Source organism: Streptomyces sp. NPDC014889, assembly GCF_043081205.1.
In the GTDB taxonomy this organism is placed as follows: domain Bacteria; phylum Actinomycetota; class Actinomycetes; order Streptomycetales; family Streptomycetaceae; genus Streptomyces.
Genome location: NZ_JBIBWH010000007.1, coordinates 49,883 through 67,832 on the forward strand (window position 1 = coordinate 49,883; position 17,950 = coordinate 67,832).

General features: G+C 73.6%; 14 protein-coding genes. 6 read left to right on the forward strand and 8 right to left on the reverse strand.

The window, feature by feature from the left end; genetic code table 11:
- Positions 1-45: 45 nt before the first annotated feature.
- The 3 genes from ACF09J_RS15220 (at position 46) to ACF09J_RS15230 (ending at position 5,545) form a co-directional block, all read left to right on the forward strand.
- A complete protein-coding gene (locus tag ACF09J_RS15220) occupies positions 46-3,516 on the forward strand; it encodes a DNA polymerase III subunit alpha (protein WP_392305887.1) in 3,471 nt (1,156 codons plus the stop codon).
- Positions 3,513-4,526: a hypothetical protein gene (locus ACF09J_RS15225; RefSeq protein ID WP_392305888.1), complete on the forward strand. Its 1,014-nt coding sequence runs from the start codon at positions 3,513-3,515 to the stop codon at positions 4,524-4,526. Before ACF09J_RS15220 ends, ACF09J_RS15225 begins: the two co-directional genes overlap by 4 nt.
- 158 nt (positions 4,527-4,684) lie before the next feature.
- Entirely contained in the window at positions 4,685-5,545 is an 861-nt protein-coding gene (locus ACF09J_RS15230; RefSeq protein ID WP_392305889.1) for an esterase/lipase family protein, read from the forward strand.
- A gap of 84 nt (positions 5,546-5,629) precedes the next feature.
- Here the strand turns inward: ACF09J_RS15230 and ACF09J_RS15235 are convergent, their stop codons facing one another.
- Positions 5,630-6,700 (reverse strand): lytic polysaccharide monooxygenase, encoded by a 1,071-nt coding sequence (locus ACF09J_RS15235; RefSeq protein WP_392305890.1) that lies wholly within the window; start codon positions 6,698-6,700, stop codon positions 5,630-5,632.
- A 185-nt stretch (positions 6,701-6,885) separates the two neighbouring features.
- Positions 6,886-7,020 (reverse strand): hypothetical protein, encoded by a 135-nt coding sequence (locus tag ACF09J_RS15240; protein ID WP_392305891.1) that lies wholly within the window; start codon positions 7,018-7,020, stop codon positions 6,886-6,888.
- Positions 7,021-7,159: 139 nt separating this feature from the next.
- On the opposite strand from ACF09J_RS15240, the gene ACF09J_RS15245 reads away from it, so the two are divergent.
- The gene (locus ACF09J_RS15245; protein WP_392305892.1) at positions 7,160-7,777 is read left to right on the forward strand and encodes a class I SAM-dependent methyltransferase; all 618 of its coding nucleotides are present in this window, start codon (positions 7,160-7,162) and stop codon (positions 7,775-7,777) included.
- 25 nt (positions 7,778-7,802) lie between these two features.
- Here the strand turns inward: ACF09J_RS15245 and ACF09J_RS15250 are convergent, their stop codons facing one another.
- A complete protein-coding gene (locus tag ACF09J_RS15250) occupies positions 7,803-8,321 on the reverse strand; it encodes a DUF402 domain-containing protein (RefSeq protein WP_392305893.1) in 519 nt (172 codons plus the stop codon).
- Positions 8,302-9,231, reverse strand: coding sequence for a GNAT family N-acetyltransferase (locus ACF09J_RS15255; RefSeq protein WP_392305894.1), 930 nt, complete (start codon positions 9,229-9,231; stop codon positions 8,302-8,304). Before ACF09J_RS15255 ends, ACF09J_RS15250 begins: the two co-directional genes overlap by 20 nt.
- 94 nt (positions 9,232-9,325) lie before the next feature.
- Here ACF09J_RS15255 and ACF09J_RS15260 point away from each other — a divergent pair, with 94 nt between their 5' ends.
- Positions 9,326-9,697: a GntR family transcriptional regulator gene (locus ACF09J_RS15260; RefSeq protein ID WP_392305895.1), complete on the forward strand. Its 372-nt coding sequence runs from the start codon at positions 9,326-9,328 to the stop codon at positions 9,695-9,697.
- Positions 9,698-9,725: 28 nt separating this feature from the next.
- Here ACF09J_RS15260 and ACF09J_RS15265 read toward each other — a convergent pair whose 3' ends face one another.
- Both ACF09J_RS15265 and ACF09J_RS15270 read right to left on the reverse strand, forming a co-directional pair.
- Entirely contained in the window at positions 9,726-10,517 is a 792-nt protein-coding gene (locus ACF09J_RS15265) for a DUF72 domain-containing protein (RefSeq protein ID WP_392305896.1), read from the reverse strand.
- A gap of 33 nt (positions 10,518-10,550) precedes the next feature.
- Positions 10,551-11,645 carry a DUF5925 domain-containing protein gene (locus tag ACF09J_RS15270; RefSeq protein ID WP_392305897.1) on the reverse strand — a complete coding sequence of 365 codons (1,095 nt, stop codon included), beginning with the start codon at positions 11,643-11,645 and terminating at the stop codon, positions 10,551-10,553.
- A gap of 143 nt (positions 11,646-11,788) precedes the next feature.
- Here ACF09J_RS15270 and ACF09J_RS15275 point away from each other — a divergent pair, with 143 nt between their 5' ends.
- Positions 11,789-13,207 (forward strand): xylan 1,4-beta-xylosidase, encoded by a 1,419-nt coding sequence (locus tag ACF09J_RS15275; protein ID WP_392305898.1) that lies wholly within the window; start codon positions 11,789-11,791, stop codon positions 13,205-13,207.
- 30 nt (positions 13,208-13,237) lie between these two features.
- On the opposite strand, the gene ACF09J_RS15280 is transcribed toward ACF09J_RS15275, so the two are convergent.
- Positions 13,238-17,119, reverse strand: a complete 3,882-nt coding sequence (locus ACF09J_RS15280; protein ID WP_392305899.1) for a lipopolysaccharide biosynthesis protein — start codon at positions 17,117-17,119, stop codon at positions 13,238-13,240.
- Positions 17,112-17,927, reverse strand: coding sequence for a polysaccharide deacetylase family protein (locus ACF09J_RS15285; RefSeq protein WP_392305900.1), 816 nt, complete (start codon positions 17,925-17,927; stop codon positions 17,112-17,114). The genes ACF09J_RS15280 and ACF09J_RS15285 overlap by 8 nt, the downstream gene beginning before the upstream one ends.
- Positions 17,928-17,950 lie beyond the last annotated feature (23 nt).

A 17,950-nucleotide genomic window follows, 5' to 3' on the forward strand; every position in this document is an offset into this window, starting at 1 on the left:
ACGGATGTTCGAGAGCGGTGACGCTCACGAGTGCGGGAGGTGCGGATGCCGGACTTCACGCATCTGCACACCGCCTCCGGGTTCTCCCTGCGCTACGGCGCCTCGCACCCGGAGCGGCTGGCCGAGCGCGCCGCGGAGCGGGGCATGGACGCGCTCGCGCTCACCGACCGCGACACCCTGGCCGGCTCGGTCCGCTTCGCCAAGGCCTGCGCGGCGGCGGGCGTCCGCCCGCTGTTCGGCGTGGAGCTGGCGGTGGAGACCATGGACCCCGTACGGCGGGACCGGCGCCGCGCCCCGGTGCGCGGAGGCGCCTTCGTCGACGAGTCGGCCCCCCGCGCCACCTTCCTCGCCCGTGCCGGCGCCCGTGGCTGGGCCGATCTGTGCCGCCTGGTCACCGCCGCCCACGCCGGACCCGCGGATCCACGCGCACAGGGGGCACCCCCGTCCCCGGGCGCCCCGCTGCTGCCCTGGACCGGCGACCACGCCGACGGTCTGACCGTCCTGCTCGGCCCCGACTCCGACGTCGGCCGCGCCCTCGCCGCCGGCCGCCCCGACCGGGCCGCGAGACTCCTCGTGCCCTGGCGTGAGACCTACGGCGACGCCCTGCGCCTGGAGGCCGTCTGGCACGGCCGCACGGGCACCGGACCCGGCTCGCTGCGCCTGGCCGCCCGCACCGTCGGCTTCGCCGCCGAGCAGCGGATCCGGCCCGTGCTCAGCAATGCCGTCCGGTACGCCGACCCGGGCCAGGGCCCGGTCGCCGACGTGCTGGACGCCGCCCGCCGGCTCGTCCCCATCGACCCGGCCAAGGAACTGGACTCGGGCGAGGCCTGGCTGAAGGAACCGGACGCCATGCTGCGCGCGGCCGAGCGGATCGTGGAGGCCGCCGGATTCCGCCCCGGGGCCGCCCACCGCCTGCTGGAACAGACCCGGGCCACGGCCGCCGAGTGCCTGGTCGACCCCGAGGACGACCTCGGCCTGGGCACCGTCCACTTCCCCGAGCCGCGCCTCGTCGGCGCCGGCCGCCGCACCGCCCAGCGCGTGCTCGCCTCCCGGGCGGCGGCGGGCATGGTGCTGCGCGGCTACGCCGGCCGCCGGGGCTACTGGGAGCGGATGCACCGGGAGCTGGACATCATCGCCCACCACGGCTTCGCCACCTACTTCCTCACCGTCGCCCAAGTCGTCGACGACGTACGGGAGATGGGCATCCGGGTCGCCGCCCGCGGCTCCGGCGCCGGCTCCCTCGTCAACCACCTCCTCGGCATCGCCCACGCCGACCCGGTCGAGCACGGGCTGCTGATGGAGCGCTTCCTGTCCAAGCGGCGCACGGCCCTGCCCGACATCGACATCGACGTGGAGTCCGCGCGCCGGCTTGAGGTCTACCGCCAGATCATCGGCAGGTTCGGCACCGAGCGGGTCGCGACCGTCGCCATGCCGGAGACGTACCGCGTACGGCACGCCGTCCGCGATGTCGGGGCCGCCCTGTCCATGGACCCCGCCGACATCGACCGCATCGCCAAGTCCTTCCCGCACATCCGCGCCCGCGACGCCCGCGCGGCGCTCGACGAGCTGCCCGAACTCAGGGCGCTGGCGGGGGAGCGGGACCGGTACGGCAGGCTGTGGGAGCTGGTCGAGGCCCTGGACGCCCTGCCGCGCGGGGTCGCCATGCACCCCTGCGGTGTCCTGCTCTCCGACGCCTCACTGCCGTCCCGTACGCCGGTCGTGCCCACCAGCGGCGAGGGCTTCCCCATGTCCCAGTTCGACAAGGACGACGTGGAGGACCTCGGGCTGCTCAAGCTGGACGTGCTGGGCGTGCGGATGCAGTCGGCGATGGCGCACGCGGTCGCGGAGGTGGCGCGGACCACGGGGGAGCGGATCGCCCTGGACTCCCTGCCGGACGGCGACCCGGCGACGTACCGGCTCATCCGCTCCGCCGAGACCCTCGGCTGCTTCCAGATCGAGTCCCCGGGCCAGCGCGACCTGGTCGGACGCCTCCAGCCGGCCACGTTCCACGACCTGGTCGTCGACATCTCCCTGTTCCGGCCAGGACCGGTCGCCGCCGACATGGTGCGGCCGTTCATCGAGGCCCGGCACGGACGGGCACCGGTGCGCTATCCGCACCCCGACCTCGAGGAACCGCTGGAGGAGACGTACGGGGTCGTCGTCTTCCACGAGCAGATCATCCACATCCTGCACCTGATGACCGGCTGCGGACGCGACGAGGCGGACCGGGTGCGGCGCGGGCTGTCCGACCCGGAGTCGCAGGGGCGGATCAAGGTGTGGTTCGCGCAGCACGCGGCGGCGAAGGGATACGACGCGGAAACGATTCACCGCACCTGGGAGGTGATCGAGGCGTTCGGCTCCTACGGCTTCTGCAAGGCGCACGCGGTCGCCTTCGCCGTGCCGACGTACCAGTCGGCGTGGCTGAAGGCCCATCACCCGGCCGCCTTCTACGCCGGGCTGCTCACGCACGACCCCGGGATGTACCCGAAGCGGCTGCTGCTGGCGGACGCGCGGCGGCGCGGGGTGCCGATCCTGCCGCTGGACGTGAACAGGTCGGGCATCGCCCACCGTATCGAACTGGTGTCTGAGTCGAGGGCCGGTTCCTCCGGCGGGTGGGGACTCCGGCTGGCCCTCTCCGACGTGCACGGCATCAGCGAGGCCGAGGCGGCGCGGATCGCGGACGGACAGCCCTACGCCTCGCTGCTCGACTTCTGGGAACGGGCCCGGCCCAGCCGCCCGGTCGCCGCCCGGCTCGCCCAGGTGGGCGCGCTGGACGCGTTCGGCGCCAACCGCCGCGACCTGCAACTGCACCTGACCGAACTGCACCGCGGCGCACGCGGCGCGGGCGGCGGCCAACTGCCCCTGGCCGGCGGGAGGAAGACGGCCGCGGCCGGGCTCCCCGACCTGTCCGACGCCGAACGGCTCAGCGCCGAGCTGGGCGTACTGTCCATGGACGTCTCACGGAACCTCATGGACGACCACCGGACGTTCCTCGACGAACTGGGCGTGGTCCCGGCACGCCGGCTGCGCGAGGCACGGCACGGCGAGACGGTCCTGGTCGCGGGCGCCAAGGCGGCCACCCAGACCCCGCCGATCCGGTCCGGCAAACGGGTCGTCTTCACCACGCTTGACGACGGCACCGGACTGGTCGACCTCGCCTTCTTCGACGACTCCCACGACGCCTGCGCGCACACCGTCTTCCACTCCTGGCTGCTGCTGGTGCGCGGAGTGGTGCAGCGGCGCGGCCCGCGCAGCGTCAGCGTGGTCGGCGCCGCCGCCTGGAACCTCGCCGAACTCGCCGAACTGCGCGCCGAGGGCGGACTCGACGAAGTGGCGGCGCGCCTGGCCGAACCGGCACCGGAGGGGCCCGGCGACGGCGCCGCCCCCGCGCGCGGCCGGACGATCCGCATGCCCACGGGGTACGAGATGCACCCCTGGGCCGATCTGCGCCCCGCGGGCGAAGGCCCGCCGGGTGGAAGGAAGTTGTGGCACCAGAGTCCAGGGAGTGCGGGATGACGGTTCTCTGCGTACGTTTCCAGCTGCCGCCGATGCACGAGGCCGCCCTGCCGGGGCTGCTCGGGCTCCTCGAGGAGTTCACCCCGGTCGTCGAGGCGCTGCCACCGGACGGCGCGCTGGCCGATCTGCTGGGCGCCGAACGGTACTTCGGGCGCGACGCGGTCGAACTGGCGTCGGTGATCCGGGTCCGCGCCCTCGCGCTGCACGGCGTGGACTGCGTGATCGGCGCCGGACCGGGCCCGATGCTGGCCCGCATGGCCCTGCAGGGCGCCCGGCCCGGACTCACGCGCGCGGTGCCCGGCGAACCGGACGCCGTGGCGGGGTTCCTGGCCGAACGGCCCGTCACCGCGCTGCCCGGCGTCGGCGCGGCGACGGCCCGCACCCTGGACGAGTACGGCCTCGACACCCTCGGCCGGGTCGCCGCCGCGCCCCTGCCGACCCTCCAGCGCCTGGTGGGCGCGAAGGCGGGCCGTGAACTGCACGAGAAGGCGAACGGCGTCGACCGCGGCCGGGTGGTACCGAACGCCGTTTCCCTCCCCCAAGCTCTCGGCTGCGCTCGAGCAGGGGGGACCCCCATCCTCGCGGCGGAACGCCCCTTCGACCGGGACGAACTCGACCCCGACCGGCACCGCAGGGCGCTGCTGTCGGCCGCGGGGGAACTGGGCTCCCGGCTGCGCTCCCTGGGCAAGGTCTGCCGCACCCTGACCCTCACCGTGCGCTACGCCGATTGCTCCGCCACCACCCGCAGCCGCACGCTGGCCGAACCGACCGCGCACTCGGCCGCGTTGACCGGGACCGCGTACGCCCTGTACGAGGCGCTGGGGCTCCAGCGCGCCCGGGTCCGCGGGCTCGCCCTGCGCGCCGAGGGCCTCGGATCCGCCGAACACGCCTCCCACCAGCTCACGTTCGACCCCGTCGACGAGAAGGTCCGCCGTATCGAGGAGGTCGCGGACCGCGCGCGAGCCCGGTTCGGGCCGCGGGCGGTGATGCCGGGCACGCTGGCCGCGTGACTCCCGGCCTTCTCCGGTTGCCGGTTGAAGTTTTTACTGACGCGTAACTTCCCACTGGAGCTACTCGTCCGTAACTTGACGAGTGAACAGCATCCCGTGATCCGGATCACAGGGCGTAGTGCCGTCGCACCTCCCTTGAGCCGCAAGGAGATCACCCGATGCTGCCCTTCAAGCGCGCCCTCAGACCACTCGCCGCCCTGCTGCTGGCCGCCGCCCTCGCCACCGTCCCCGCCGCCGGCGCCCACGCGGCCGCTGCTCCCACCAGCGGTTGGAACAACTACAGCTGCAAGCCCTCCGCGGCGCACCCCCGCCCCGTCGTCCTCGTCCACGGCACCTTCGGCAACTCCGTCGACAACTGGCTGTCCCTCGCTCCGTACCTGAAGGACCGCGGGTACTGCGTCTTCTCCCTCGACTACGGCCAGTTGCCGGGAGTCCCGCTCTTCTACGGCCTCGGCCCCATCGACAAGTCGGCGGAGCAGTTGTCCGCCTTCGTCGACAAGGTGCTCAGCGCGACCGGCGCCGCCAAGGCCGACCTCGTCGGCCACTCGCAGGGCGGGATGATGCCCCGCTACTACCTGAAGTTCCTCGGCGGAGCCGCCAAGGTGAACGCCCTCGTCGGCATCGCACCCGACAACCACGGCACGACCCTCAGCGGTCTCACCAACCTGCTGCCCTACTTCCCGGGCGCGAGCGACCTGCTCAAGGCCGCCACCCCCGGCCTCGCCGACCAGATCGCCGGGTCCGCCCTCCTCACCAGGCTCAACGAGGGCGGCGACACCGTGTCCGGCGTGCACTACACGGTCATCGCCACCAAGTACGACGAGGTGGTCACGCCGTGGCGGACCGAGTACCTGACCGGCCCCGACGTGCGCAACGTCCTGTTGCAGGACCTGTGCGCGGTCGATCTGTCCGAGCATGTGGCGATCGGCACGATCGACCGCATCGCCTTCCACGAGGTGGCCAACGCGCTCGACCCGGCGCACGCCACCGCCACCACCTGCGCGTCGGTCTTCAGTTGACGTGCTGACGTGCTGACGTGCTGACGTGCCCCGGGGCCTGCCCGGCCTGAGCCGCCGGACAGGCCCCGCGTTCGACGGGCCGTGTCAGCGGGCCCGCCCGCCGCCGGCCGCGGCGCGCCGGCGGACCGAGGCGAACAGGGCCGCCGAGCCGAGCGCCAGGGCGGCCGCGCCTGCGACCGCGAGGTACGGGGTGCGGCCGTCGCCGCCGGTCTCGGCCAGGTTCACCGGGCTGCCGGCGGCCCGCGGCCGGTTCGGCTCGTCCGCGGCGGCCTGTGCGGCACGGTCCGTGGCCGTGTCCCCGGCCGAGCGCACGGCCGGATCCGACGCACGGTCCGACGCCGGGCTCGCGGCCGGGTCCGCCGACGCGAGCGGCACCGGGTCCGTCGTGGTCCGGGCGTCGTCGTCCCCGTGGCCGTGGTGCTCGACCGACGACCGGACGGCGCCGTCCTCGATCTGCCGTTCGGTCGGCGCGGAGGCGGCCGGTGCCGGGGCGGAGCCGCCGGACGCGCCGCCGCTCCCGCCGCCGAAGGCGACGTCCGAGCAGGAGTAGAACGCCTCCGGGCTGTCCGAGCGCTGCCACACCGCGTACAGCAGGTGCCTGCCCGCCCGCTCGGGCAGCGTGCCGGAGAAGGTGTAGAAGCCGTCGGCGGCGACCGGGTCGGTGGCCGTCGCCACGGGATGCGCCAGATCGAGGTCGTCCCAGGCCAACGGCTTGGCCGGGTCGTAGCCCGGCTTGGTGAGGTAGACCGTGAAGGTGCCCTTGTGCGGGGCGGTGACGCGGTACTTGAAGGTGTACGCGCCGCCGCGCACGTCCGTCGCGGGCCAGTCCGCGCGGGGCAGGTCAAGGCCCTTGAACTCCTCGGCGCCGGCGCTGCACAGCCTGCCGTCCGGGATCAGCTCCCGGTGCCGGCCGCCCGCGTCGCCGATCCGGATGCCGTTCCAGTCGTACAGCGCCTGGGTGCCGCCGGCCGCGACCGCCGCACGGCAGGCCGCCGACACCGGGTTCTCCGGGCCTTCCGCGTAGCACTGGGCCACCCGGCTGACCGGGTCACCCATGGAGCCGTGCGCGGCCGCGGGCGCCGCGGCGAGCGCGGTCAGGGCCAACGGGGCAAGACCGAGAACGGCGCAAGCGGCGGCCGTGCGACGTGCGGGCATCAGGAATCTCCTCGGGGCGGCTGTTCTGACACATGGCGGGACGGATCCCGTGGGGGTGGTCAGAAGCTAGCCGCAACGCACCGCGAAAACGCCGGTCGGAGGCGGTGCGGGGAAATCCTTATGCTCGCGTTAAGGGAGCGCTGAGACTGCGCTCAGGTCGGCGCGTCTCATGGGCCGGCCGCCGGTCATGACTCCGGCCACCAGGTACGCGCGATGTCCTTGCGGACCTCGGGCCGCCCGGCGGGACGCTCGTCGGCCTCCTCGCGGACGCGGCGGGTGTCCGTCTTCCTCAGGGGCTTCTGCACTGTCAGTCGGCGCATGGCTGCCTCCTTCGAGGCCTACCTGATCCGTCTTCGTACGGAGGCAGGACCTTTCGGGCGAGAGTTGCTCATCGGTGCGGTTCTGTCTGTGGCGGCTGTCACGATTCGGTTGTCAGTGGCCGGTGTCACTCTGGGGTGCATGAGTGCGCATACGACGACCGACGACGGCGCGGCGGGGGTGGACTGGGACGCCCAGGCCGCCGTCTTCGACGAGGAACCGGATCACGGGCTGCGCGACCCCGGGGTGCGGGCCGCCTGGGCCGAACGGCTGCGCGGCTGGCTGCCCGACCGCCCCGTCGAGATCCTCGACCTCGGCTGCGGCACCGGCAGCCTCTCGCTCCTCGCGGCCGAGCAGGGCCACCGGGTGACCGGCGTCGACCTGTCCCCGGCGATGGTGGAGCGGGCCCGTGCGAAGCTCGCCGGCCACGACGCGGTGTCCCTGGTCGGCGACGCGGCGGACCCGCCGGTGGGCGGGCAGCGCTTCGACGCCGTACTGGTCCGGCACGTCCTGTGGACGCTGCCCGACCCCGCCCGCGCGCTGCGGCACTGGCAGGGACTGCTGCGGCCGGACGGCCGGCTCGTCCTGATCGAGGGTGTCTGGGGCACGCTCACCCCCGTCGGCATACCCCCGGACCGGCTGACCATGCTTCTTCGGCCACTCGCCTCCCACATCCACCTGGAGTCACTGTCGGCCGATGCGCGGCTGTGGGGCGGGGAGGTGGACGACGAGCGGTACGCGGTGGTGGCCTCGGACTGAGCCGGTGTTGGGCCGGCGCGGGAAGTCAGGACAGCAGCGAGCCGAAGCCGCCCGCGCGGGCCAGCCCCTCCAGTTCGTCGAGGGCCGCCAGGGCGGCGGCCGCGGCCCCGGGGTCGGCGCGCGGCAGCCCGCTCGCCTGGAACTCGTCCTCGTCCAGCCGCCGTACGTCCGTGCCGTCGGCGGAGCGCCACAGGTCCAGGTCGAGGTCCTCGACGACCAGTGCCGCGGCGGAGCGGGTGGCGGGGCGGGTGACGTCGCAGTACCAGCCCTTCAGCGCGCCCACGGCGTCGCGGACCTCCTTCACCGAGTACCACCGGTCGCGCCAGTAGTGCTCGGTGAAGACGTCGCCCGGCTCGAAGCGCACGAAGCCGAAGTCGCGGACGCCCTCGCCCGCCCACTTCGCCCGGACGGTGACGCGCCTGCCGTCGTCGGACACGAGCACGCCCCGGTAGCGGATCTTGACGCGGCCGCCCTTGACGAGGACGACCTCCACCTCCTCCGGCGCGTGCGGCGGACCACCGGGCTCAGCCGAGTTCGCGGACATGGCGCACCTCCGTCGCGCAGACCTCGTACCCGAACCACTCGTTGATCGCGATCATCGGCGCGTTGCCGGTGTCGTTGCCCGTGAACGCCTCCGTGTACCCGGCGGCCCGGGCGCGGTGCAGCGAGTCGTTCTTGGCGAGCTTGGCCAGGCCCCGGCCCCGGAAGGCGCAGGCGGTGCCCGTCATGCCGGTGCTGTAGCGGGCGCCGCCGTCCGTACGGGCCGCGGTGAAGGCCGCGGGACGGCCGTCGACCACCGCCACCGAGGTCAGCTCGAGATCCAGCAGCGGATGCCGCCAGGTCTCCTCCAGCCAGGCCTCGAAGTCGGTGAACTCGATGTCCACGTCGCCCGGCTCGTCCGCGGTCGTCTCCGCGTCCAGCTCGAACAGCGGACGCGGGTCGTCGGCGTAGTCCGAGCCCCGGCGCAGCTCCACGCCCGGGGGCGGGTCCTGGAGCGGGGGAAGCGTGCCGTTGGCCAGGTCCAGGCGCAGGAAGTAGGCGGAGCGGCTGGGCCGGTAGCCGTGCGACCGGGCGAAGGCACGGTTGCCCGGCTCGTCCAGGACCCAGGAGTGCAGCCGGGCCGCCCCGTGCGTCGCCATGTGCTCCTCGGCGGCCCGTACGAGGAGCGTGCCGACGCCGCGCCGGGTGTGCCCGGGATGCACGTACACGTTGATGTTGCCCTGGCCGGGCTCGGTGCTGTCGTGGGACAGGTGCACCTGCGCGGTGCCGATCACCTCGCCGTCCGCCACGGCGACCAGGGGCCGGTAGTGGGCGTCGGGGTGCAGATGGGTGAGGTCGTGGACGAGCGAGTCGGGGGTGACGAGTATGTACGGCATCGCGAGGTGCCGGACACGGGCGAAGCCCTCGAGGTCGGCCGGCACGTCGGGGCGCAGCTCCCGGATCATCACGGTCATGGTGGCGCACGCTACGGCGGGGACCGGCGGGGCGCCTCCCATTTTTCCGCTGGGCCGTACGCGCGTACGCGTACGCGTACGGGACAATCACCGCGTGACCTTGAAGATCCACATCGAGGACGGAACGCCTCCCTACGAGCAGGTGCGGGCGCAGATCTCCGAGCAGGCCCGGTCGGGGGTGCTTCCGGTGGGGTACCGGCTGCCCACGGTGCGCGGGCTGGCCGAGTCGCTCGGGCTCGCGGCGAACACGGTCGCCAAGGCCTACCGGGCACTGGAGGCGGACGGCGTGATCGAGACCCGGGGGCGCAACGGCACGTTCGTCGCCGCCGCGGACTCGGCGGCGGCGCGGGAGGCGGCGGCCGCCGCCCAGGCGTACGCCGAGCGGGTGCGGCGGCTGGGGCTCACCGAGGACGACGCGCTCGCCGCCGTGCGGGACGCGCTGCGGGCGGCCTACGAGGAGCGGTAGGGCGTCCCCGAGCGGCGGCCGTGCGGCATCACCGGCCCGGTGGGACCTTCTGCCGGTCGCCGGTCAGGGCCGGCGTGCGGGTCACCGCCAGACCGGCGCTCCTTGCCACCCGTGCGAACACCACCGCGTCCTGGACCGCCGCCCCCGTCGGGTCGTTGTTGAAGTAGGCGTACACGTCCCGCGCGTCCGGCCAGGTGGTGGCGATCCGGTCGACCCAGGTCTCCAGCGACCGCCTGCCGTAGTGCGGCCAGGCCCGGGCGCGGCCCACGTGGAAGCGGACATAGCCCCAGTCGGCCGTCCGCCACAGCGGCGTGACCGGTCGGGCGTGGGCGTCGGCCCAGCACAGGGCGGCGCCCCGGGCCCGCAGGACCTCGCGCACCTGCGCTGTCCACCACGAATCGTGGCGCGGCTCGACCGCGACCCGGGTGCCGGCCGGGAAGCACGCCAGGCAGGCGTCGAGGAGCTCCGGATCCGCGCGCAGGGTCGGCGGGAGCTGGAGGAGCACCGGGCCCAGCCGGTCGCCGAGGCCCGCCGCGTGCGTCATCAGGCGGTGCACTGGCTCCTCGGGGTCCTTCAGCCGCTTGATGTGGGTGAGGAACCGGCTCGCCTTCACCGCGACCACGAAGTCCGCCGGGACCCGCTGCCGCCAGGCCTCGAAGGTCTCCCGCGCGGGCAGCCGGTAGAAGGCGTTGTTGACCTCCAGGGTGGCGAAGGCGGCGGCGTACTCCTCCAGCCACAGCCGTGCGGGCCGCCCCGGCGGGTACAGCACGCCCCGCCAGTCCTTGTACTGCCAGCCCGACGTTCCGACGAACAGGGTCATACGCCCATCAAAGCACCGAGGCCTTGGCGGCCGTCACAGGTACAGACCCGCGTCGGCGCCCTCGCGCGGCTCCGGCAGCGCCGTCGGTGACGTGCCCCGCCGCAGCGCGTACAGCTCGGCGAGGGTCGCCCCCTCGCGGCCCACCCCCTCCTCGGTGCCCAGCCAGCTCACCGCCTCACGGCGGGTCAGCCGGCCCACCTCGATACGGGCCAGGCACCGGCCCGGGCGGACCACGGCCGGGTGCAGGCGCTCCAGGTCCTCGTTGGTCGTCACCCCCACCAGCACGTTGCGCCCCTGACCGAGCAGGCCGTCGGTGAGGTTCAGCAGCCGGGACAGCGCCTGGCCCGCGGTGTGCTTGGCCTCGCCGCGGATCAGCTCGTCGCAGTCCTCCAGCAGGAGCAGCCGCCAGCGTCCCTTGCCCCCCGTGTCCTCCTCGCCGATGGCGATGTCCATGAGGTAGCCGACGTCGCTGAACAGCCGCTCCGGGTCCAGGACGCAGTCCACCTGGCACCAGTCGCGCCAGGACCGGGCCAGGGTGCGCAGCGCCGAGGTCTTGCCCGTGCCCGGCGGGCCGTGCAGCAGGAGCAGGCGGCCCGCGATGTCCTCGGGGGTCGTCTTCATCAGCCGGTCCATGGCGTCCGCGACCGGGGCCGTGTAGTTCGCCCGGACGTCGTCCCAGGTGCCCGCCGAGATCTGCCGGGTGGTGCGGTGCGGGCCGCGCCGGGGCGAGACGTACCAGAAGCCCATCGTCACGTTCTCCGGCTGCGGCTCCGGCTCGTCCGCGGCGCCGTCCGTCGCCTCCTCCAGCACCTTCGCGGCCAGCTCGGCGCTGGTCGCGGTGACCGTGACGTCGGCGCCGCGGTTCCACCGGGAGATCAGCAGGGTCCAGCCCTCGCCCTCGGCGAGGGTCGCGCTGCGGTCGTCGTCGCGGGCCGCGCGCAGCACCCGGGCGTCCTCGGGCAGCAGGGTGGCGCCGGTGCGCACACGGTCGATGTTCACCGCGTGCGAGTACGGCTGCTCGCCCGTCGCGAAGCGGCCGAGGAACAGCGCGTCGACGACGTCGGACGGCGAGTCGGAGTCGTCGACGGTGAGCCGGATCGGCAGAGCGTCGTGTGGGTTCGCGGACATGCCGCCATGATCTGTCACGCGGGCGCCGTCCGCACCCGGTTTCCCCCGCGCGTCCCGTCCGGGCGCCCGGACGGAGGCCGTCGTGGGCCGAGCCTGCCGGAACCCTGTCCCGCGGATGATTTCCGCCCTTACTGTGGTCCTTGATGACACGTCATGGGGGGAATCCGGGCGCGGGGCGGTGGCGGCTCACCGCGCTGCTCGGCGTGGGAGTGACGGCGGTGGCCCTGGTCGTGGCCCTGCTCAGTACGCTGCCCGGCGGGGCGGACACCGAGGGCACCACACGCGACGGCGACAGGGTGCACGGCACACCGGCGACCCCGCGCAACGCGGACGCGCCGGACGTCGGCTGGGGCTTCACCCACACCCAGTTCAGCGCCGACGAGGGCAGCACGGCCGCCACCGGCCGGGTCGAGGCGCTGCTGTCGAAGGACGGCGGCCTGCCGCAGAACCAGGCGATCATGGGCTGGGGCGCCGACAACCCCGAGCCGGTCAAGGGGCGTTACGACTTCGAGGCGCTGGACCGGCGGATCGACTTCGTCCGCGCCTCGGGCGGCACCCCGGTGATCACGCTGTGCTGTGCGCCCGACTGGATGAAGGGCGGCCGGGCCGGCGCGGACAACACCGACTGGAGCCAGGAGGCCCTGGAGACCGCCCCGGCCCGCGGCCACTACAAGGACTACGCGGCCCTCGCCGCGACCGTCGCCAAGCGCTACCCGGACGTACGCCACTTCATCGTCTGGAACGAGTTCAAGGGTTTCTGGAACAACGCCGAGGGCCGCTGGGACTACGAGGGCTACACAGACCTCTACAACCTGGTTCACAAAGCGCTCAAGCAGGTCGACCCCAAGATCATGGTGGGGGGACCGTACCTGGTCATGGACAGCGTCGACCCGCGGGAGAAGCAGCACGCCTCCACCGTCCTGCGGGGCCCCTGGGGCGCCATGGACCAGCGCGTCCTGGACGCCTTCGCCTACTGGAACCAGCACAAGGCGGGCGCCGACTTCGTCGTCGTGGACGGCTCCAGCTACACCAAGGACGACGACCTGCTGCCCGACGAGTTCCGGGCCACCGACAAGCTCACCGACGTCGGCCGCTGGGTGCGGCAGCGGACGGGCGGGCTGCCGCTGTGGTGGGCCGAGTACTACGTCGAGCCCGCCGACCGCAACGACGACCGCAAGGAGTGGTCCGAACCGCACCGCGTCGCCGTCCAGGCCGCCGGTCTGATCGCCATGGCCAGGGGCGGCGCCTCCACCGGCTTCTACTGGAACCCCGAGAACCGCACGGGCGACTGCCCCGGCTGCCTGTGGACCCCGACGGACTCGTCCGGCGGCGGCCGTGCGCTGCCCATGCACGACCTGGTCTCCCGCTTCAGCCGGGCGTTCCCGCCGGGCACCGAGTACAAGAAGGTGTCCGTCGCCCCGGACGACGTGCCCAACGTGCGCGTCCTGGCCGACGACCGGACGGTCCTGGTCGTCAACACCCTGAACCGCACGATCAGCGCGCAGGTCGACGGCCGGCGCTTCGACCTGAGGGCGTACGAGGTGAAGTGGCTCCGGCGGTAGCCCGCAGGAGCCGCTTCACCCGCCGACCGCTCAGCCGCCTCCCAGTGTCAGGAACCGCTGCACCAGCGAGGCGAACAGCACCGCCAGCAGCGGCAGCGAGAACCAGAAGCTGCCCTGGAGCCACCGCTGCCGGCGCACACTGGGCCGCACCGCGACCCGGACGACCTCCCGGGCCGCCAGCATCACCGTCAGCACCAGGGCCGCGAGTCCGCCGACCACCGACCACGGCGTCCACGTCACCTTCGGCCCGATCGGACCCGGATGCGGCCCGGGCACGGGACCGGCGGGCCGTTCGCGCAGCTCGTACAGGGTCACGTCGGCGTTGGCGAGGACCTTCCTCAGCTCCCGCCGGTCGTCGAGGTTGCGCACGAGCCGCGACTCCCAGGCGGCCGAGTAGCCCACGTCCATCCGCAGATACGTCACCTGACTGCGGTTGATCATCAGGTACGCGTTCGGGCCCGCGTCCTTCAGCGAGTCGACCAGCCCGGAGACCAGTACCGGGTCGGCCGGCGCCAGGGTGGGCACGTAGTCGACGCGCTCCATGTCCCGCGCGCCCCACGGCATGGCCGGAGTGACGTTGGTGGCCGGGTCGTTGCTCAGCCACAGCAGCCGCACTGTCGGCCGGTCGTGGGCGTACACGTAGTCCATGGCCGCGACCTCGCCGGGCCGGATCCGTTCGAAGGTCTCGTTGCCCCACCGGGCGACCAGGAACCCGCCCATCAGCAGCAGGCCCGCCATCAGCGCGGCGAGCGGCGCCAGGCTCACCCGGTCCTTGTCCCGTTCCTCCGCGGTGGCGCCGGTGCGCGGGAACAGCGCCAGCGCGGCGAGCAGCGCGGCCCCGGGCAGGGCGAACATGAAGACCCGCAGTGCCATCTCGCCGCCGTAGGACTGCATGCCGAAGCCGAGGAACGGCACGAAGGTGAGCACCAGCAGCGACCGCTCCCGGTACTTGTGCTCACGCCGCCGCCACCAGCCCCAGCAGGCGAACGTCATCACGGAACCGGCCAGCAGCACGCGTGCGTACAGCACCAGTTGGTGGGTCGAGTCACCGCCCTGGATCCGGCCCGAGACGGACGTCGAGACATTGCTGCCGACCCCGCCGACCCCGCCGAACAGCTCGTCGAAGTGCCCGGACCAGTACGGCTCGGCCATGAAACCCAGCCAGAAGGCCGCCATCACCGCGAACAGCACGGGCAGCCCGCGCAGTTCGGACCTGCGGACCAGGACAAGCACGGCCAGCACCCCGAGCATCACGAACGGGGTGAGCTGGTGGGCCGGGACGCTCGCGGCGAACAGGCCGATGATCACCAGGAGCAGCACCGCCCGCTGCCGCCGGTCGACCGGCTCGACCTCCGCCTCGCCCGGCCGCACCGTGGTCCACAGCATCCGCGGCGCCCGGAACCAGACGAGGAGGATGGCCACGAACGCCAGGTACAGCAGGTAGGTGAAGCCCTGCGGGGAGAAGTAGTCCTGGCCCACCCAGCCGCTGAGCACGAAGAGCCACACACCGGTCCATCTGGCCCGCCAGCTCGCCCGCATCGACCGGGTCAGCAGGAACACGGGGGGCAGGTAGAGCAGTTGGACGGTCAGCGGCCACCAGCGGATGACCTCGGTGAAGTCGCTCAGACCGCAGGCGCGGGCGACGAAGGCGGCCGCCGCGAAGAACCCGGGCCAACTCCAGCGCGCGTCCAGGTCCGGTACGGCCGACCCGGTGCGGTCGATGAAGTCGATGAAACCGAGGTGCTGCCAGGCGGTGGCGAAGCGCGGCTCGCTCTCGATCACCGCGGGCAGCGCGTGCAGGGAGACGACGGTGGCGACCAGGGTCACCAGCAGCAGCGTCCGGTGCTCGCGGCGCAGCCCCAGCAGCGCGGCGAACACCCCGGTCAGCAGCGCGGCGCCGGCCAGGGTCGGCAGCGGCAGCACCGACACGAGGCCGAGGCCGCCCATCCGGTCCAGGTCGGAGTCGTCCAGGCGCAGCGCGGGCACCCAGTACAGCAGCAGCGCGGCGGTCAGCAGACAACCGAGCAGGACGCCGGTCCGGGTGGGGGCGAGCCGTTCCCGCCAGGAGGGTGCGGGGCCGTCCGGGGCGGGAGGGGCCTCCTCCACGGCCTCCTCCTCCGCGGCCTCGTGCGCCGTGGCCGCGGCCCTCGGCACGAGGGGCCGGTCCGCGCCCGCGGAGGCCGCCTCCGGTACGCCGGCCGGCTCGCCGGTGGGGTACGAGCCGTCCGGTACGACGGCGCGCTCCTCCGTCCCGAACGGGGCGTCGACCTCCCGTTCGCCGGCCGGTCCCCGTTCCTCGACCGGCAGCCCCAGGGCCTTCGGCCCGTGAGGGCCGGTGGGCGGCCGGTCCGGGTCCGCCGCGGCGGTGCCGGCGGGCGGGGTGCCCGGTCCGGGCCGTACGTCCGGGCGGCGCTCCACGTGGTCGAAGTCGACGTGGAGGCCCAGGGCGAGGGTGTCGGACTCCAGCGCCCAGGCGGGCGGACGGTGCGGTGCGGTCCGGGCGGGGACCTCGCGCACCCCCAGGTCGGCGAGGTCCCCGTCGGGTGCCGCGTCGTCGGGGACGCCCATGGCGGGCCTGGCCCTGACGGTCCGGTACAGCTTCGGTGCGGCGATCGCGACGATCACGGCGAGGCTGGAGATCTCCGCGACGCCGGCGCCGGTCAGCCCCATGCGGGGGAGCAGCAGCAGCGTCAGGCCAAGGACCAGCACGCACAACAGGCCCTGCAACCAGGCCAGTCCGGCGGTACGGCTCTGGGCGCGCAGCACCGCGAAGTACGTCTCCATCACGACCCGCAGCAGTGCGCCGACGGCGAACCAGCGCAGCAGCGGGGTGGCGGCGTTGGCGTAGCCCTCGCCGAAGACGCGCAGGATGTACGGGGCCAGCACGAACAGAAGCCCGCAGATGGGGAGCATGATGCGGGCCATCCGCCTGAGCGCGGCACGGGTGTTGGCCGCCAGCCGGGCCGGGTCGTGCGACCCCTCGACGGTCAGCGAGGCGCCCATGTTGATGGCGAGCAGGTTGACGGTGCCGCCGATCGTGGTCGTGATGTAGAAGTACGCGTTGTCCGCGGAGCTGACCTGCGCGGCGATGATCACCGGTACCAGGTAGACGACCGCGAGGGAGAACAGCGAGCCGGTGTAGTCGCCCGCCAGGAACCGCCCCAGCTCCTTCGCTGTCGGCGGCTTGGCGTGGTCCTCGGTGGCCCGCACGTGCCGGGGCACCAGGCGCCGGAACACCAGCCAGCCCAGCGGCACGATGGAGAAGGCGATCGCCGCCACCCAGGAGACGAAGACACCGGTCGTCGGGATCGCGGCGGCGAGCCCCACCAGCAGGGCCAGCTTCACCGCCGAGAAGACGGTGTTGCCCACCGGGACCCAGGGCGCGCTGCGCAGCCCGGTCAGCACCCCGTCCTGGAGGGTGAGCAGGTTCCACGCCATGACGGCGACGACGAAACCGAGGCCGTGGGTGAGGCCGTGCAGGAAGCGGTACGACGGCCCCCACACGTCGAGCGTGAGCAGGAACACCCCGGCCGCGCACGCCACGATCACCGAACTGCCCAGGTACGTACGGGCGATGAGGTGCCTGGTGGCGCGGCCGGCGATGGGTATGAAGCGGGCCAGGGCCCCGGTGAGGGTGACCGCGGTCAGCCCGGCGAGGAGCTTCATCGCGGCGATGGCGGCCGAGCCCTGGCCGACCGCGTCGTCGGAGTAGTAGCGGGCGGCGACCAGCCAGTAGCCGAGGCCCAGCACCGCGGAGATCCCGGTGTTGAGCATCAGCGCGTAGGCGTTGCGGAACAGCGGGTTGCCGCCGGGGGACCGGCCCCGTCCGGGCAGCCGCAGACGGCGCCCCGGCTGTTCGGGCGCCTCGGGCCCGGTGGCGGATGCCTCGGTGGTGGTGGTCGTGTCAGACACGGGTACGGATGGCCTTCCGGCGGACCTGTCGGGCTCTGCGGACCATGGCGTAGCCCTTGGTGAGGGCTCGGTCCCTGGCGAAGTTCCGGGTGATCGCGCGGCCCTGGACGATCCGCTCGAACTCCTCGGTGGTGGTGCCGCGGCGCACGGTGAGCCGGCGCAGGGCGTACGGGCCCTGACGCCGGCGGGCGAGGGCGTTGCCGACGGCGAGGGCCTGGGTGAAGCCGGCGGCCCGCACCAGGGCCCGCACCCGGCGGCTGGAGTAGCCGTAGGGGTAGGCGAACGAGGCGGGCACGGTGCCGAGTTCGGCGGCGACGATCTCCTTGCAGCGGATCAGTTCCGACCACAGGGAGTCGTCGTCGAGCTGGTCGAGCTGCGGATGGGTGTGGCTGTGCCCGCCGATCTCGACCCCGCCGGCGGCGAGTTCGCGGACCTGGTCCCAGTCGAGCATGGTGTCCAGGCCGCCGCCGGTGTCGTGGGCGCCGCGGATCCAGCCCGTGGAGACGAACAGCGTCGCGGGGAAGCCGTAGTGGTCCAGCGTCGGCAGGGCGTAGCGGTGCACGCCCTCGTATCCGTCGTCGAAGGTGATCAGGACGGGGTTCGCGGGCAGCGGGGGCAGGCCCGTGCCCCGCCAGTACGCGCCGAGCCGTGCCGTGGTGACCGGCTGGAAGCCCCGGTCCTTGAGCACGGCCATCTGCTCCCCGAACGCCTCCGGCGTCACGGACAGCTCCCGGGTGGCCTCGTTGGGCTCCGCCGAGACCGCGTGGTACATGAGCACGGGCACGGGCACACCGGCACGGCCGTTCATCCGTTGGGTCCCCCCTCGTCCTG

Excerpts from the sequence above, each read along its gene's own strand:
- ACF09J_RS15265 (WP_392305896.1), bottom strand. The coding sequence starts at position 10,517 with ATGACCCTGTTCGTCGGAACGTCGGGCTGGCAGTACAAGGACTGGCGG.
- ACF09J_RS15225 (WP_392305888.1), top strand. The coding sequence starts at position 3,513 with ATGACGGTTCTCTGCGTACGTTTCCAGCTGCCGCCGATGCACGAGGCC.
- ACF09J_RS15245 (WP_392305892.1), top strand. The coding sequence starts at position 7,160 with ATGAGTGCGCATACGACGACCGACGACGGCGCGGCGGGGGTGGACTGG.
- ACF09J_RS15275 (WP_392305898.1), top strand. The coding sequence starts at position 11,789 with ATGACACGTCATGGGGGGAATCCGGGCGCGGGGCGGTGGCGGCTCACC.
- ACF09J_RS15230 (WP_392305889.1), top strand. The coding sequence starts at position 4,685 with ATGCTGCCCTTCAAGCGCGCCCTCAGACCACTCGCCGCCCTGCTGCTG.
- ACF09J_RS15270 (WP_392305897.1), bottom strand. The coding sequence starts at position 11,645 with ATGTCCGCGAACCCACACGACGCTCTGCCGATCCGGCTCACCGTCGAC.
- ACF09J_RS15255 (WP_392305894.1), bottom strand. The coding sequence starts at position 9,231 with ATGACCGTGATGATCCGGGAGCTGCGCCCCGACGTGCCGGCCGACCTC.
- ACF09J_RS15220 (WP_392305887.1), top strand. The coding sequence starts at position 46 with ATGCCGGACTTCACGCATCTGCACACCGCCTCCGGGTTCTCCCTGCGC.
- ACF09J_RS15235 (WP_392305890.1), bottom strand. The coding sequence starts at position 6,700 with ATGCCCGCACGTCGCACGGCCGCCGCTTGCGCCGTTCTCGGTCTTGCC.
- ACF09J_RS15285 (WP_392305900.1), bottom strand. The coding sequence starts at position 17,927 with ATGAACGGCCGTGCCGGTGTGCCCGTGCCCGTGCTCATGTACCACGCG.
- ACF09J_RS15250 (WP_392305893.1), bottom strand. The coding sequence starts at position 8,321 with ATGTCCGCGAACTCGGCTGAGCCCGGTGGTCCGCCGCACGCGCCGGAG.
- ACF09J_RS15240 (WP_392305891.1), bottom strand. The coding sequence starts at position 7,020 with ATGCGCCGACTGACAGTGCAGAAGCCCCTGAGGAAGACGGACACCCGC.